The organism is Halomonas jincaotanensis (genome assembly GCF_018448785.1).
Taxonomy (GTDB): Bacteria; Pseudomonadota; Gammaproteobacteria; order Pseudomonadales; family Halomonadaceae; genus Halomonas; species Halomonas jincaotanensis.
Map to the genome: position 1 here is coordinate 1 of NZ_JAHCLU010000007.1, position 16,028 is coordinate 16,028.

Annotated in this window: 15 protein-coding genes; 12 read left to right on the plus strand and 3 right to left on the minus strand. The window is 61.5% G+C overall.

The window, feature by feature from the left end; all coding sequences use genetic code 11:
* Positions 1–56: 56 nt before the first annotated feature.
* Both KG088_RS07675 and KG088_RS07680 read right to left on the minus strand, forming a co-directional pair.
* Positions 57–317: a hypothetical protein gene (locus KG088_RS07675; protein WP_213824928.1), complete on the minus strand. Its 261-nt coding sequence runs from the start codon at positions 315–317 to the stop codon at positions 57–59.
* A gap of 233 nt (positions 318–550) precedes the next feature.
* Complete coding sequence (locus KG088_RS07680) at positions 551–1,783, minus strand: ROK family protein (RefSeq protein ID WP_213824929.1); 1,233 nt, start codon at positions 1,781–1,783, stop codon at positions 551–553.
* A 251-nt stretch (positions 1,784–2,034) separates the two neighbouring features.
* Between KG088_RS07680 and KG088_RS07685 the strand changes: the two genes are divergently transcribed.
* The 10 genes from KG088_RS07685 (at position 2,035) to KG088_RS07730 (ending at position 11,992) form a co-directional block, all read left to right on the plus strand.
* Positions 2,035–2,805, plus strand: a complete 771-nt coding sequence (locus KG088_RS07685; RefSeq protein ID WP_213824930.1) for an SDR family NAD(P)-dependent oxidoreductase — start codon at positions 2,035–2,037, stop codon at positions 2,803–2,805.
* The gene (locus KG088_RS07690; protein ID WP_250148144.1) at positions 2,805–4,334 is read left to right on the plus strand and encodes a sugar ABC transporter ATP-binding protein; all 1,530 of its coding nucleotides are present in this window, start codon (positions 2,805–2,807) and stop codon (positions 4,332–4,334) included. Before KG088_RS07685 ends, KG088_RS07690 begins: the two co-directional genes overlap by 1 nt.
* Before the next feature lie 25 nt (positions 4,335–4,359).
* Complete coding sequence (locus KG088_RS07695) at positions 4,360–5,328, plus strand: ABC transporter permease (RefSeq protein WP_250148145.1); 969 nt, start codon at positions 4,360–4,362, stop codon at positions 5,326–5,328.
* Positions 5,329–5,403: 75 nt separating this feature from the next.
* Complete coding sequence (locus KG088_RS07700; protein WP_250148146.1) at positions 5,404–6,363, plus strand: ABC transporter substrate-binding protein; 960 nt, start codon at positions 5,404–5,406, stop codon at positions 6,361–6,363.
* 86 nt (positions 6,364–6,449) lie between these two features.
* Entirely contained in the window at positions 6,450–7,505 is a 1,056-nt protein-coding gene (locus KG088_RS07705; protein WP_213824932.1) for a sugar phosphate isomerase/epimerase family protein, read from the plus strand.
* A gap of 21 nt (positions 7,506–7,526) precedes the next feature.
* On the plus strand, positions 7,527–8,693 hold the full coding sequence (locus KG088_RS07710) for a Gfo/Idh/MocA family protein (protein ID WP_213824933.1): 1,167 nt from the start codon (positions 7,527–7,529) through the stop codon (positions 8,691–8,693).
* Between the two features lie 505 nt (positions 8,694–9,198).
* Positions 9,199–10,578, plus strand: coding sequence for an FAD-binding oxidoreductase (locus tag KG088_RS07715; RefSeq protein ID WP_213824934.1), 1,380 nt, complete (start codon positions 9,199–9,201; stop codon positions 10,576–10,578).
* Between the two features lie 208 nt (positions 10,579–10,786).
* Entirely contained in the window at positions 10,787–11,017 is a 231-nt protein-coding gene (locus KG088_RS07720) for an AbrB/MazE/SpoVT family DNA-binding domain-containing protein (RefSeq protein WP_213824935.1), read from the plus strand.
* On the plus strand, positions 11,007–11,354 hold the full coding sequence (locus KG088_RS07725) for a type II toxin-antitoxin system PemK/MazF family toxin (RefSeq protein WP_213824936.1): 348 nt from the start codon (positions 11,007–11,009) through the stop codon (positions 11,352–11,354). The genes KG088_RS07720 and KG088_RS07725 overlap by 11 nt, the downstream gene beginning before the upstream one ends.
* 242 nt (positions 11,355–11,596) lie before the next feature.
* A complete protein-coding gene (locus tag KG088_RS07730) occupies positions 11,597–11,992 on the plus strand; it encodes a cupin domain-containing protein (protein WP_213824937.1) in 396 nt (131 codons plus the stop codon).
* Between the two features lie 611 nt (positions 11,993–12,603).
* Here KG088_RS07730 and KG088_RS07735 read toward each other — a convergent pair.
* Complete coding sequence (locus KG088_RS07735) at positions 12,604–13,806, minus strand: ROK family protein (protein WP_213824938.1); 1,203 nt, start codon at positions 13,804–13,806, stop codon at positions 12,604–12,606.
* A gap of 371 nt (positions 13,807–14,177) precedes the next feature.
* Between KG088_RS07735 and KG088_RS07740 the strand changes: the two genes are divergently transcribed.
* The gene (locus KG088_RS07740) at positions 14,178–14,948 is read left to right on the plus strand and encodes an SDR family NAD(P)-dependent oxidoreductase (RefSeq protein WP_213824939.1); all 771 of its coding nucleotides are present in this window, start codon (positions 14,178–14,180) and stop codon (positions 14,946–14,948) included.
* Positions 14,949–15,017: 69 nt separating this feature from the next.
* Positions 15,018–15,941, plus strand: a complete 924-nt coding sequence (locus KG088_RS07745; protein ID WP_213824940.1) for an aldose 1-epimerase — start codon at positions 15,018–15,020, stop codon at positions 15,939–15,941.
* The last annotated feature ends 87 nt before the right edge of the window (positions 15,942–16,028 follow it).

Sequence of the window (16,028 nt, forward strand, 5' to 3'; positions counted from 1 at the left end):
ACTCCTTGTCGACCCATGTAAATCCAGTATAGCCCTCAGGTTGGCGCGATGGCTGATCAACATGAGTAATCAGGTAACAATTTATCTTGTTTGGAGGCGCCGGAGAGCCCTTTCTTACCCAAGACCAGCACTTCGGGATCGAGGCTCGCGTAATTGGAGAGTTTCATAGCAACCGAATTGGCTGACCGGCCCAGGTGTTTTGCCAGCTCGATGACTTCGGGCCGGCCATGATGCAGTTGCCCAAACGTCAGCCGGCAATAAAGTGCCAGCACCAAAAGTCGGTCTTGATCCGCCCATGATTTTCTTTCCGATGCCATGTTTGCCCCCGAATTGTTATCTTCCGAGCCTACTTTGAAGCATTAGGGAAGCGCCACTCTTGCTCACCTCTCCCCCATCAGCCGACCAATGAGGTAGAACTCTTCCTTCAGCGGTGAGCATGCTGCTGCAGCCACTGCCCCCACGATGATGCCACCGGTCAGCAAGCCCCGCTCGTCATGCAGCGAAGCGGGACTCTCCGGCGGCACCTACCGTGTACGGGCGAGGCGCGGGCTCAATCCTGCAATCGAAGGAGGCTCGACGGAGCTGACAATGTCGCCGGGTCGGTGGCATGCAGCGTCATCGCGATACCGCCCAGGCAGGTCATGTCGCGGTCCCATGGACAGGTCGCGACCCGGGTCAGGCCGATCAGCTCTTCGACCAGAGCGTCATCGATCGCCTGCTCGACCTCAGAGCGCATGGCCGGGTATCCCCGCACCCCGGCACCGGTGATCAACACAAGATCGGGATTGAACAGCGCCATGACATTGGCGATGCCATACCCCAGGGCGCGACCGGCCTTGCCGAAGATCTGACGAGCAACGGGGTCCCCGCGCATGGCGAGTTGCGTCAATGCCTGCATCTGTTCCTCGGAGGGGTGGGCGCTGTCGCCTGCGGGCAGGGAGAGCATGGTTCGCGCCTCGCGATACAGGGCGTAATCACCGACATAGGCCTCGATGCATCCGCGCCGGCCACAGGAGCAAAGCGCCCCTCCAGGCTCATACTTGCTGTGACCGAGTTCCGCCGCCGAGCCGTTGGCGCCGATAAAGGGCTGGCCATCGATGAGCACCGACATGCCGATCCCATAGCCCAGCATGATCACCACCATGTGCGGATAGGCCGCGTACTCGGGCTGGCTGGCGAGGCTCCTGGCGATGCAGTTGGCATCGTTTTCCAGCAGCACCGGGCAGCCGAAGACCGCGGCGAGGCGTGACGAGATGGGTGCATTGCGGAATCGCAGCGCCGGCGACCAGATAATGGTGCCATTGTGGGGCGAGACGATGCCCTGTACGGCCAGACAGATACCGGCGAAACGCGAGTAAGTGTCGCGCAGCTGGGAGCTCAGTGCCTCGATCTTGTCTACCAGAAACGCACAGAGCTCTTCCTGGGTAAGCGCCAGGGTGGCGAGCGAATGGAGCTCGCTGTGGCGAACCTGGCCGACGAAGTCGCCCACCACGATCTGCACCTCGTTGATCGAGAGCTTCACGCAAACGACGAAGACCGCGTCGGGGTTGAGTTGAATCAGCGTCTTGGGCCGACCGCGTCCGTTGTCGCGATGCATGCCGGGGGGAAGTTCGCTGACCAGCGCCTGACCGAGCAACTCCGTGGTGATCGCGGTAACGGTGGCAGAGCTGATGTCGTTGCTCGCGCCCAGGTCCACGCGTGCCATCGGCCCCTGCGAGCGCAACGCGCGGATGACGGCCAGGGTGTTGTCCTGTCGAGAGCTTTCGCTTGATGGGATAGCCATGGCGATTTTCGCCTTGTTTATTTCAAGTAAAAAAGTATATCAACGCTGACACGGTCAATAGCCCGAAAACCCTGCGCCTTTAGTCGTGATCCTGGGCCTCCGATGACCAAGTCGACCCGCTCTCAGCCAGCACTCAGCACACACGAGGCGACATCGCCCCGCAATCCTGAGACCTAAGTTGAATATGAAAGACTTTATTTTAGCGCCTAAAGTAAAACGACAATATCCCATAAACCTAAGGGGTAACGCCCATGCTTGCCCAGACTGCCCACTATCCCAGCCTCGAGGCGCGAGTCGTCTTCGTGACCGGCGGCGGGGGTGGCATCGGCGCCGCACTCACCCGGGCCTTTCATCGCCAGGGCGCTCAAGTCGCCTTCGTGGATATCGACGATGAGGCCAGTCAGGCCTTATGCGATGAACTCCAGACGGAGACCGGCCGAGCACCGCTATACCGCCGCTGCGATATTCGCGATATCGAGGCGCTGAAGGCCACGATCGACGAAGTAAGCGAGGCCCTGGGGCCGATCCGCACCCTGGTCAACAATGCCGCCAGCGATGACCGCCACGACTGGCGCGAGGTCAGCGTCGACTACTGGGACGAGCGCATGTCGCTCAACCTGCGACCCATGTTCTTTGCTGCCCAGGCAGTGGCCGACCGCATGGCGGCGGCTGGGGGCGGCTCGATCATCAACTTCGGCTCGATAAGCGTGCGTCTCGCTCTCGGCGGCCTGCCTGCCTACGTCACCGCCAAGGCCGCCGTGCATGGCCTGACGCGTAGCCTGGCGCGGGATCTCGGCGAGCAGAACATCCGCGTCAACACCGTGCTGCCTGGCTGCATCATGACCCAGCGCCAGCTAGACAAGTGGATCTCGCCCGAAGATGAGGAGAAGATCCAGCAGCACCAATGCCTCAAGGTACGCCTGGAGCCGGCTCACGTGGCGCCCACGGTGCTCTTCCTGGCGGCAGACGACAGCGCGCAACTGACCGGCCAGGAATTCCCGGTCGATGGAGGGTGGGGATAATGGACTCGCGGAACACGCCCCTGCTGGAAGGAAAGCGTATCTCGCGCGCCTTCGGCGGCAACCAGGTGCTCTTCGACGTCGACCTGGCGCTGCACCCCGGTGAGGTCCACGCCCTGCTCGGTGAGAACGGCGCCGGCAAGTCGACCCTGGTGCGCATCCTCTCCGGCTATTTACCGCCTTCCTCTGGCGAAGTGCTGGTCGCAGGCGAGCGCCGTGCTTATGGCTCCAGCGGCGAGGCCGAGGCGGATGGCATCGTCATGATCCACCAGGAACTGGCCCTGGCCGAGCAGTTAAGCGTCGAGGAAAACATCTTCCTCGGCCGCGAGCTGCGCCGTGGACTCTTTCTCGATCGCCGGGCGATGCGCGAGCGCTGCCGCGAGGCGCTGGCCGAGCTCGAGACCGCCGTGGCGCCTACCGCCAGGGTCAAGGACCTGGGCACCTCCGACCAGCAGATGGTGGAGATCGCCAAGGCAGTGACCCGCGACGTGCGGGTGCTGATCATGGACGAACCCACCGCCTCGCTGACCGAGCGCGAGGTGCAAGTCCTCTTTGCTCTCGTCGGCCGACTGCGCGAACGTGGCGTCGCCATCCTCTATATCTCCCACAAGCTGCGCGAGATCGAGCAGATCGCCGATCGCGTCACGGTACTGCGCGACGGCCACCTCATCGACAGCGGCCCCCTCGAGGGCCGCAGCAAGGAGGAACTCGCCCGCCTCATGGTGGGGCGCGAGATCACCGAGATGTATCCGCCGCGGACCCAGGTGCCCGACGACGCCCCCACGGTACTCGAGGCACGCGATATCGTGGTCCCCGGCGCAGTCCGGCGGGCCAGCTTTACGCTTCGCAAGGGCGAGGTGCTCGGCTTCGGCGGCGTGGTCGGTGCCGGACGCACGGCCCTGATCGAGTCGATCCTTGGCCTGCGCTATCGCGCCGCTGGCGAGGTTCGCCGCCACGATGCGCCGGTGAACCTGCGCCACCTGCGGGACGCCGTGCAGCACCGTATCGCCTACCTCACCGAGGATCGCAAGGGCAAGGGTCTGGTGCTCAACATGGGGCTGCGCCCCAACCTGACACTGCTGAACCTGCGCGCCTACTGCCATCCGCTGATCGACCGCAAGCGTGAGGAGCAGGCCTTTCAGCAGGCCATCGAGCGGTTCGACATTCGTCTGCGCACCGAGGCGCTTACAGCGGCCGAACTCTCCGGTGGCAACCAGCAGAAGCTGTTACTCGCCAAGGTCATGTCCATCGACCCCGAGATCGTCATCATCAACGAGCCGACCCGTGGCATCGATGTGGGCACCAAGCAGGAGATCTATCTCTTCATCCGCGAGCTCACCGATGCCGGCCGCTCGGTCATCCTGATCTCCTCGGAGATGGGCGAGCTGATCGGCCTATCCCACCGGGTGGCAGTGATGTGTGCCGGCGTGCTGACCGGCATCCTCGAGGGCGAGCAGATCAACGAGCAGGAAATCATGCAGTATGCATCGGGAATCAAGGGGGTAGGAGCGGATGAGCAACGTCGCGCCTGAACGCAAGGCTACCAAGGGAGGCGGAATGGCCATCGACCTGAAGACCTGGGGGCCTTTCATCGCCCTGGTGGTGTTGGCCATCCTGGGGGTGCTGATCAACCCGGCCTTTCTGGGGCTGGACAACCTCAGCAACATGCTCACCCGCAGTGCCTTCATCGGCATCATCGCGATCGGTGCGACCTTCGTGATCACCGCCGGTGGGCTGGATCTGTCGGTGGGCTCCATGGCGGCCTTCATCGCTGGGGTGATGATCATCATCATGAACAGCCTGGTCGAGCAGTTCGGAGCCGGCCTGACTACCGTGCTGTTCGGGGTGGGGGCGTCGCTGATTCTGGGCATGGGCGCCGGCTTCATCAACGGCGTCGTCACCACAAAGGGCAAGATCGAGGCGTTCATCGTTACCCTGGGGACCATGGGCATCTATCGCTCGCTGGTCACCTATCTCGCCGATGGCGGCACCCTGACGCTGGACTGGAACGTGCGCGATATCTATCGACCCGTCTACTACGACAGCCTGCTGGGTATCCCGATTCCGGTCTGGGTCTTTCTGGTCGTCGCCATCATCGGCTACATACTGCTCAACTTCACTCGCTTCGGACGCTACTGCTTTGCCATCGGCTCCAACGAGAAGGTCGCGGAGTACAGCGCCATTCATGTCGACCGCGTCAAGACGCTGACCTATGTTCTACAAGGCATCTGCGTGGCGCTGGCGACCATCATTTACGTGCCGCGACTGGGCTCGGCCTCCGGCGCCACCGGCGTGCTCTGGGAACTCGAGGCGATCGCCGCCGTGATCATCGGCGGCACCGTGCTCAAGGGGGGACACGGGCGTATCTGGGGCACCGTGGTGGGCGCGATCATGCTCACCATGATCGGCAATATTCTCAACCTGACGGACGCCATCTCCAACTATCTCAACGGCACGGTGCAGGGGATCATCATCATCGTCGCGGTGTACCTGCAACGCGCGTCGTGGAGGAAAACGGGCCCCTGAAAGGCCCCGCAACGCAAATTGCACAACAAAAACCGCACGACAACAGCAAGACAACAACATGAGCAGGAAAGGAGCATGACCATGCGACACCTCAAGACAGGATTGGCCGCCCTTGCCACCACGGCAGCGCTGGGCGTTCCCGCCATCGCCGTGGCCCAGGATTACACCATCGGCGTGTCGATACCCGCGGCGACTCACGGCTGGACCGGCGGGGTCAACTTCCACGCCGAGCAGGCCAAGGAGCGACTGGAGGAACTCCATCCGAATATCTCGATTACCATCTCCACCGCCAGCAACCCCGGCGAGCAGGCCAACGACCTTGAAGACCTGGTCTCGCTGCGCGACATCGATGCACTGGTGATCCTGCCCTTCGAGTCCGGCCCGCTGACCGACCCCGTGCGCCGGGTGAAAGAGGAAGGTGTCTTCGTCACCGTGGTGGATCGCGGCCTGACCCAGGACGGCATTTCGGACCTCTACGTCGCCGGTAACAACCACGAGTTGGGTCGTGTCTCCGGTGAGTACATCCGCGAACAGCTCGACGGCGAAGGCGACATCGTGGTGCTGCGCGGCATCCCCACGGTGATCGACGATGAACGCGTCGAGGGCTTCCAGGCGGCGATCGAGGGCTCCGATATCAACATCCTCGACATGCAGCATGCCAACTGGAACCGTGACGACGGCTTCGAGGTAATGCAGGACTTCCTCTCGCGCTTCGATAACATCGACGCCGTCTGGGCCCAGGATGACGACATCGCACTCGGCGTGATCGAGGCGGTCCGCCAGGCCGAGCGCGAAGATGAGCTGTTCATCGTCGGTGGCGCGGGCATGAAGGACATCATCGAGCGCGTCATGGAAGGCGACGACCTGGTACCGGTGGATGTGCTCTACCCACCCGCCATGATCGCTACCGCCATGGACCTGACCGTCCAGCATTTCGTTTCCAACGGACCGGTCCTCGGCGAGTACATCCTCGGCTCGCCGCTGATCACCGAGGAGAATGCCGAACAGTACTACTATCCCGATTCCCCCTTCTAAGCCGCATGCCTCGCCGGGCGGGCCATACAGGGCCGCCCTTCCACCGCGACGCCATCATCAAGCGTGACACCCTCAGGAGGGCCGATATGAAGACCATCAAGGGGCCGGCGATCTTTCTCGCTCAGTTCGCCGGCGACGACGCCCCGTTTAACAGCCTGGACAGCATTGCCGCCTGGGCGGCGGGACATGGTTACAAGGGTGTGCAGATTCCCAGTTGGGACTCGCGCCTGATCGACCTCAAGCGCGCCGCCGAGAGCAAGACCTACTGCGACGAAATCAAGGGCATCTTGGCCGAGAACGGCGTCGAGCTGACCGAGCTCTCGACCCACCTGCAGGGGCAACTGGTCGCCGTGCATCCCGTCTACGACGAGATGTTCGACGGCTTCGCCGTACCCGAGGTCAGGGGCAACCCCGCCGCCCGCCAGTCCTGGGCGGTGGAACAGCTGCACCTGGCAGCCAAGGCGTCACGCAACCTGGGGGTGACCGAGCACGGCACCTTCTCCGGCTCGCTGGCCTGGCCCTTTCTCTACCCCTGGCCGCAGCGCCCGGCCGGGCTGATCGATAGCGCCTTCGACGAACTGGCCAAGCGCTGGCGTCCGATTCTCGATGCCTTCGACGAAGCCGGCGTGGACCTCTGCTACGAGATCCATCCCGGCGAGGACCTCCACGACGGCGTTACCTTCGAGATGTTCCTGGAGCGCCTGGGCCATCATCCGCGCTGTAACATCCTCTACGACCCCAGCCATCTTATCCTGCAACAGCTCGATTACCGGGGCTTCCTGGATGTCTACGCCGACCGCATAAAGATGTTTCATGCCAAGGATGCCGAGTTCAAGCCAAACCCCAAGCAAGGGGTCTACTCCGGCTACCAGTCCTGGACCGAGCGCGCCGGACGCTTCCGCTCGCTGGGCGACGGCCAGATCGACTTCAAGCACATCTTCTCCTGGCTGGCCGCCAACGACTACGACGGCTGGGCGGTGCTGGAGTGGGAGTGCTGCCTCAAGCATCCCGAGGTCGGCGCGCGCGAGGGGGCGGCCTTCATTCGCGATCACATCATCGAGGTCACCGAGCGAGCGTTCGACGACTTCGCCGGTGGCGGCACGGATGAGGCAGCCAATCGACGCATTCTGGGACTCGACTGAGACACGCAGGAGCACGACGACATGAGCAACGAGCACAACGCCCCACGCCGGCTGCGCCTGGGCATGGTCGGCGGCGGCCAGGGCGCCTTCATCGGTGGCGTACACCGCATCGCCGCCAGGATCGACGACCACTTCGAACTGGTCGCCGGCGCCTTTGCCTCCGACCCCGACCGCGCGCGAGCCTCGGCGGCCACGCTCCACGTGGCGCCGGAGCGCGCCTATGCGGACTACCGGGCGATGGCCGACGCCGAAAGCCAGCGTGAGGACGGCATCGATGTGGTCGCCATCGTCACGCCTAATCACCTGCACTTCGACGTGGCCAGGACCTTTCTGGAAGCGGGCATCGACGTCATCTGCGACAAGCCGATGACCACCACCCTCGAGGATGCCCGCGCCCTGGCCGATCTCGTCGAGCGCAGCGGACGCTTCTTCGGCCTGACGCACAACTACAGCGGTTATTCCCTAGTGCGCCAGGCCCGCGAAATGGTGGCCGCCGGTGAACTGGGTGAGCTGCGCGTCGTCCAGGTCGAGTATCCCCAGGACTGGCTCGCCACGCGCATGGAAGATCAAGGCGTCAAGCAGGCGGAATGGCGAACCGACCCCAAGCGCAGCGGCCCGGCCGGCTGCCTGGGCGACATCGGTACCCACGCCTATCATCTGGCGCGCTTCGTCACCGGGCTCGAAGTGGAGTCGCTCGCCGCCGACCTGCACGCCTTCGTGGAAGGACGCGTGCTGGACGACAACGTGCACATGATGCTGCGTTTCAAGGGCGGCGCCCGTGGCATGCTCTGGTCGAGCCAGGTGGCGCCCGGCAGGGAGAACGGCCTGCGGCTGCGCGTCTACGGTAGCCAAGGCGGCCTGGAGTGGCACCAGGAGGAACCCAACCAACTGATCCATACCCCCCAGGGCGAACCACCCCGCCTCCTGACGCGCAACGGACCAGGGCTCGGTGACGCGGCCATGGAAGCAGTGCGTCTTCCGCCGGGCCACCCCGAGGGTTACCTGGAAGCCTTTGCTCAGCTCTACAGCGACTTCGCCGAGCAGATCCGCGCCCGCCATGCCAACCGCGAAGCCCATGGCCTGGCGCGCCATACCCCAGGCGTGGCGGATGGTGTCGATGGCCTGATGTTCATTACCCGGGCACTGGAGTCCTCGCAGGCGGGGGGCAATTGGGTGGCGTTTCAGTAAGTGTGAATTTCCTTAGCGAGCATCACCCCCTGAAGTGGTCCGAAGGATAAGGACCACTTCGGTCATAGTGGCCTTTTGGGCAAGATTTTCGAATATCGACACGGCTTTACGTTAACGTCAACGTTACATTTCCTTCCATAGACCTGTGAAACAGCCCTCGTCATCGTTTCCGGGCACCGGTTCTAACGCAACAACTCTTCTGCTTTCGTGACGAAAAAGCCGAGAGCTCACGCCTGTAACGCTATACTGAATGAGACCCACCACCCGAACAGGATCATGCCACTTGATTGCCGGCATCAGCGTAACGGAGCCCTGAGACTCGATAGCGCCCTGTCACGATTGATGCTCGAGCACGAGCCCCTTGACCCTGCCCGAACGACAATGGCCGGCTCCGGCTGCCTGACGCCGGACAGGCCCGCGGGTCAACGGCTGATGATGTCAGGTGGGGAATGGTGAAGCATAGGCAGTCGAGTCCCTTGTGCCGCGCCCTCCCAAGGAGGATGACATGGCCATTCATATCGATAACACCTCACTCAAGGCGTTACGCAAGAACTTCTCCGGCGAGATCCTGCTCCCCGAAGAGGCCGGTTACGACGAGTCGCGACGCCTGTTCAATGCGATGATCGACCGCCACCCGGGCGTCATCGCCCAGTGCGCCGAAGTGAAGGATGTCGTCAGCGCCGTCAACTTCGGCAGGCAGCTGGGGCTGGAAATCGCGGTTCGCGGCGGTGGACATGGTGTTGCAGGCAAGGCATCGACGGAAGGCGGTCTGGTGATCGACTTGCGGCGCATGAACGCCGTGTCGATAGACCCGGAGGCGCGCACCGCCACCGTCGGCGGCGGCGCGACCATGAGCCACCTCGACCGCGCCACCCAGCCCCACGACCTGGCCACAACGGGCGGGCGGGTGTCGACCACCGGTGTCGGCGGCTACACCCTGGGCGGTGGCGACGGCTGGCTGGCCCGCAAGTTCGGCCTGGCCTGCGACAATCTGCTGGCCGCCGAACTGGTAACCGCAGACGGCAGCATCGTCCATGCCAGCGAGGAAGAAAACCCCGAGCTGTTCTGGGCGCTACATGGCGGCGGTGGGAACTTCGGGGTCGCCACATCGCTGACCTTCCGACTTCACGAACTAAAGCAGGTAACTGCCCTGCTGCTGGTGTGGTCGCCCGATAAGGCATCGGAAGTTCTTCGAGCCTATCGCGATTATTTGGAAGCGGCACCGGATCAGGTAGGCGGCGGTGCCCTATACATTACGGCCCCTCCAGAGGCTTTCGTGCCAGAGCATTTCGTCAGCAAGCTTACGTTCGCCGTGCTGGTCGTTTATGCCGGACCGGAAGCCGAGGCACGCGAGGTGGTAGCCCCGCTACTAGCGCTCGGCCATGAGGCTGAGATGATTGCCGAGATGCCCTACGCCGACCTGCAGTGCATGCTCGACGATCCGCCCGGCTATCGCAATTACTGGTCGGCCGAGTACCTGGAGACTTTCCCCGACGAGGCGATCGCGCTGTTCTGCGAACGGGCGAGCGACATGATCGTGCCCTCCCCTTCCCAGCAAGTGCTGATTCCCCAAGGGGGGGCGGTGGGCAATAGGCCGTCGGACTTCCCGGTTCCCTGGCGACACGCTCCCTGGGCCGTTCACCCATTCGGCCTATGGGAGAATTCTGCCGATGATGAGCGCGGCAGGCAGTGGACTCAACGCCTGCGTCGCGACCTGAGCCCCTGGGCCACCGGCAGCGTCTACCTCAACTTCATCGGCGACGAGGGCAAGGAGCGAATCATCGCCGGTTTCGGGCGGGAGAACTACGAACGGCTCGCCAGGATCAAGACACGGTACGATCCGCAGAACCTATTCCACCTTAACCAGAATATCGCGCCGGCCTGACCGGTGCGATGATCGAATCACCGGTCACTGACGACAAGACACTGCCACGTCTCTCCCGAGACGGGGCAGTGTCTTGAATGCCTTGGGCAAACCACGCAGCAAACTGATGCAGTTGGAGGATTCACGTTGAGGAAAGGCCCCTCGTTGTGCCGCGCCGCAGCGTCAACTAGTATTACCGTATTACTCCATGGCGAGGAGGGCAATCGCCATGCCCACGGCAACCAGTCGGCTTACCAGTAAATACCAGGCCACCATCCCCGGCATCGTGCGCAAGGAGCTGGGCCTGCACGCCGGCGATGCGATCAGCTTCGAGATCGAGGATGGCGAGATTCGTCTGCACAAGGCTCTTCCCCTCGACCTGGCCTTCACGCATGCCGTCGAGGGCACCCTGAGCGAGTGGGAATCCGACACCGACGAAGAAGCCTACCGTGAGCTTTGAGGCCTTCGATGTCGTCGTCGTCCCTTTCCCCTTTACCGACCGATCGACTACCAAACGCCGGCCAGCGCTGGTCCTCTCCTCGTCCGAAATCTTCAGCCGACCAACCGTTCACGCCGTGCTGGCGATGATCACCAGTGCCAGGAACTCCACCTGGCCATTGGACACCGAGATCCAGGACCTCGACGCCGCAGGCCTACCCGCCACTTCCATCGTACGCATGAAGCTCTTCACCCTGGATGAACGTCTGATCATCCGCCAGGCTGGCCGACTTGAGCAGGACGACCGACGCCGAGTGATCAGAGCCCTGACGGCCCTAATGCCAGCCATCGTCCAGTAACCGGGCGCTCACGCGCGGCGGCCCCGCCTCTTCCGAGGCGGGGCCGCGTTCAGAGTGATTCTTGCCTGACAGTCGTGACCGAATAATCGTGGCCGAAAACCACCGGTAATCGCAACGCACCAGAACTATACTGAAATAGCCAGTGGAAAGGATTACTTGATCAGAAGCCAGTATTCGCTCTCGTTCAGGCCCTACTCAGGCACCTCTTTCCTGCAACCAACGTGGTGTGGGAGCAAGCCGTCATGAACATAAAACGTATTGCCACAGGAGTCGGTTCAATCCTCATCGCCGCACTCACTTTCATGTCATCGAGCACAGCGGATGATTCGGTAATCCTCTCGACCGAACTGGAAGGCATGGAGGGAATGGAAGCCAAAATCATGCTCTTCGAGGTTGACTCTGATTGGGTCACCGAGCGCCATACCCATCCGGGGCAACTTTTCGTCTATGTGCTGGAAGGTAGCGTAGAGGTCGCGGTGGAAGGCGATGAACCAAAGCTCGTATCGGCCGGAGAAGCCTTCTATGAGCGTCCCGACACGCCGATGGTCGGAAGAACCGCAAGCTCCGAGGGAGCCAAGTTCATTGTTTTTAATGTCGGCCGTACCGGTGAGCCCATCACGGTCTCCCAGACCGAGTGAGGGCTGTTCATTCGAGCCAGCAACCTGATGAAATGAATCCGGCGGCCGATCACCTCGGCCGCCGCTTCGCATTATTAGTTTGGATTAATTGATAGACGATACCTCCCTGCTCTTCCGACCTCTTGATCCTCCCAGAAGGTTCATAGATCGTCGCCGCATTGCTCGCGGGCTACAGACTCAGGAGCTTCACCTGGGTAGTGAAGATCATGCTCTTACACCTTCGAACCAAGGACGTGAAATTGCATCAGGTGGAGAATGCTGTCAGCAAAGTGCTTTATGTCTTGAGCGTTACCGTATCAAGTATCGGCTAACGTGATAGTGCCTGTTCGGCACGGATGGCGATGTGAGCTACAGGGTGATGAGAATGCCGCCACTGGCCAGGATCATCACCACCGCCCATGCGAAGCGGTTCCAGTGGGGCACACAGGCGGGGGGCAATTGGGTGTCAATTCAGGGGTAGCCGTGGGGCTCAGACATCGCGACCGACGACTTTTCGATGAACCAAGCTCGATGAGCCACAGGCGACTACCCTGGGAGATACCGCAGTACGTTCAATTTCTAAACTAAGCGAGTCAATGAAACCATGCCAACAAGAACATTGAACGAGGACATTAGAGAAGGTCGTTTGGCCCCTGGATGACACTTGCCAATACCTGGGCAGCCGCCCCGCGGGCGGCGATGAAGGTAGCGTCGTCGATCAAGCGTAAAGGGATCTGTTGAGACGTTCCCAATAGACGATTCTGGTTGCTCTTGAAATAGGCCAGGGCGGGATCGAGAAGCGGTGAACCCAACTGAACAAGCGACCCGCCAAGAACGATTTCGGAGGGGTTCTGGGCATGATGGAGGTTAAGCAGCAGTACGCCCAGTGCCTCGCCCGCACGGTGCAGGGTGCGCCGGACTTCGTCCTCATGCAGACGCGGCAACAACGCCTCGACGAGGTTTTCGTCCTCTCCAATGGAAAGCGACGCGCGTATCGACCAGCCGCTGACCAGGGTCTCGGCGCAACCACGATTGCCGCAGTGGCAATATAGCCCGCCGGGCTGCAGCACCGTGTGACCGATCTCCCCCGCCAGGCCCTGGATACCTCGAGTGACGAGGGGTCGATGATGACCTTCGACCAAACCACTGCCGATACCAGTACCGGCGCTAACGTAGACTAACGAGTCAGGGATGTGGCCGGTACGGAAGTAGATTTCACCGAAAGCGGCTGACTTGGCTTCGTTGTCGACCAGCCATGCACCCTCTAGCTGGGGCAGATGGGGGCGCAGCAAGTCAAGAAAGCGCACATCGCGCCAGCCCAGATTCGGCGCGAGCCTCAGCACGGGTTCGCCGGGGGCGATGGGGCCTGGCAGTGCAACCCCGATGCCAAGACAGCGACGACCGGCGAGCTCGGGTAATGTCATCAGAGCCTGCAGTCGCTTGGCAAGTCGCTTGGCAGTGATCTCCGGTGTTGTGGGGGCCAATGGCTCATGGTGAGAGGCGATTTGTTCGCCCGAGAGGGAGCAGGCGACCAGGCGCAGACCATGTACCCCCACCTCAACACCCAGCATGGCGAAGTGCTGATCATTGAGATGCAGAGCACGTCCCGGCCGGCCTCCACTGCTCTTCTGTAATTCACCCTCACGCAGCCAGTTTAGTTGCAGCAGTGATTGCACCCCTGCCCCCACGGTGGCCTTGGTCAGTTGTGCCTGGGTGGCAATATCAGCCCGGGTCAAGCCAGGGGATCGGCGAACCGACTCGAGAATGGCGCTACGGTTGAGCCGTTTGAGAAAATGAAGATCGCCCGCTCTGTGTTGCTGGAAATTCGTTGACATAACAGATATGAAGCCTTTGCATCCTGCGACTGCTCAGAGCCATACGCGCTTAGCGGCGCAGTGTTTAACATGGCTATCGCTAGTGGCAGATCCTCATGGTGGACGTAGGTCTCAGAGGGTACGAATCCAGCGGCAAGCCCTCCTTCGAGGATCGAGCTCGCGTCCCTTGCTACGGGAACGTTGCTGGCGGAACAGAAGAAGCCATATGCCGCATTTGGCGTTGGCTACTTGATTTTATCGTTTGGTATCGACGCGCCAGCTTACCCTTTTTCCTCGATTTTTTCCGCGCCTATACCAAGGTCTCATTGAAGAATCGCTATGCGCCATTCATCCTCTACTTAGTAAATATATCTAACTAAGTGGCAGGTGACATGAATCACAATTCGGCGCGTCATCCGAGTCTCGATAAGCGTGTGGTCTTCATAACCGGTGGAGGGAGCGGCATTGGTGCGGCCATGACCCGTGCCTTCCATCGCCAGGGAGCCATAGTGGCTTTCGTCGACATCAATGATGAGGCGAGCCAGGCACTGGTAGAGGAACTGGACACAGAGAGCAGTGAGGCTCCCCACTACTATCGTTGCGACATTCGAGATGTGGCAGCCCTGCAGGGCATCATCGCTGAGGTCGGCCAGTCTCTGGGGCCGATACACACCCTGGTCAACAATGCCGCCAACGATGATCGCCACTCGTGGCGTGAAGTGGATGTGGCCTATTGGGACGAGCGAATGTCCCTCAACCTGCGGCCGATGTTTTTTGCCGCACAGGCGGCTGCCGAACAAATGATTGAGGCCGGTGGCGGTTCGATTATCAACTTCGGTTCAGTCAGCGTACAGATGGCGCTTGGCGGGTTGCCTGCTTACGTCACCGCCAAGGCAGCGGTGCATGGACTCACGCGCAGTCTCTCGCGTGATCTTGGCGTGCATAACATTCGGGTCAACACCCTGGTGCCTGGTTCGGTCATGACCGAGCGACAGCTCGAAAAGTGGATTGGCCCGGAAGACGAGGCCGCCATTCAGGCTCGACAAGCCCTTAAACTGCGGCTCGAACCCCAGCATATCGCTCCGGCGGCGCTGTTCCTTGCCAGTGACGACAGTGCGGCCATTACCGGCCAGGAACTGGCAGTCGACGGTGGCTGGGCCTGATTCGACACCTCGTGCCTTGGCACTTCAATGGCAACGCGGGCATTGCCTGGCAATCATGTGGAGGGTGGCATGACGATCACTCTAGAAAACGGCGTTTTGCGTCTGCTGGTCAATCCTGACATCGGCGGTTCAGTGGTGCGCTTTGATGCCCTGACTGAAGATGGCCCGCTGGCGCTGATGCGCCCGGGTACTGAACAAGAGTACGACCCCAATCGGCTAGCCATGTACCCGCTAGTGCCTTGGTCGAATCGTATCTCGGCTGGAGGGTTTGAGTGGGGGGGAAACCATTATGCGTTGGACGCCAACCATATTGACGAACCATTGCCGATTCATGGCGATGGCTGGCAACGACCCTGGCGCGTCGAGGCGCATACCGCGCACGAGCTTCGCCTTGTGTTGCGTTCGCGCGATCAGCCGCCGTTCGATTACCGCGCAGAACTCACCTACCGCCTGATGGGCCACGGCCTCGAGGTGAGCCTGACGGTGACCCATCTGGGGGAGAGCTCAGTGCCCTACGGTCTGGGCGTGCACCCCTGGTTTCCGCGTTCAGCGGATACTCGGATCATCGCGTCGGCCGATGGCGTCTGGGAGGTCGATGAGGAGCAACTTCCACGCGACTGGCGACAGCTTGTGGGACGAGATCTGTGGGACTTTTCTCGCGGCAGACCGCTACCCGACGGGCAGATTGACAATCTATTCACCGGCTGGAACGGCCAGGCCCGCCTCGAGTGGCCTGAGCGTGGTGTGGCACTGGAAATCAGCACGAAGCCTTGCATGTCGCGACACCTGATCTTCTCCCCAGGCAAGCATGCCGACTTCTTCTGCTTCGAACCGGTCAGCCATGAAGTCGATGCGCATCACTTTGACTCCCCCTCGCGTCATGGGCTCATCGAACTCGCGCCAAGACAGTCGACTGCCATGACATGCCATTTTTCGTATGTATCGCAGGATGGCGTTAACCACGGCCATCCCCAAGATCGCAACGCATCGTAAAAAATCCACCGGCATAACCACTTCACTACAACTGTGACCTGTTACGCCCATAACAGCCACTAACGACAACACCAAGGAGCACGCAGA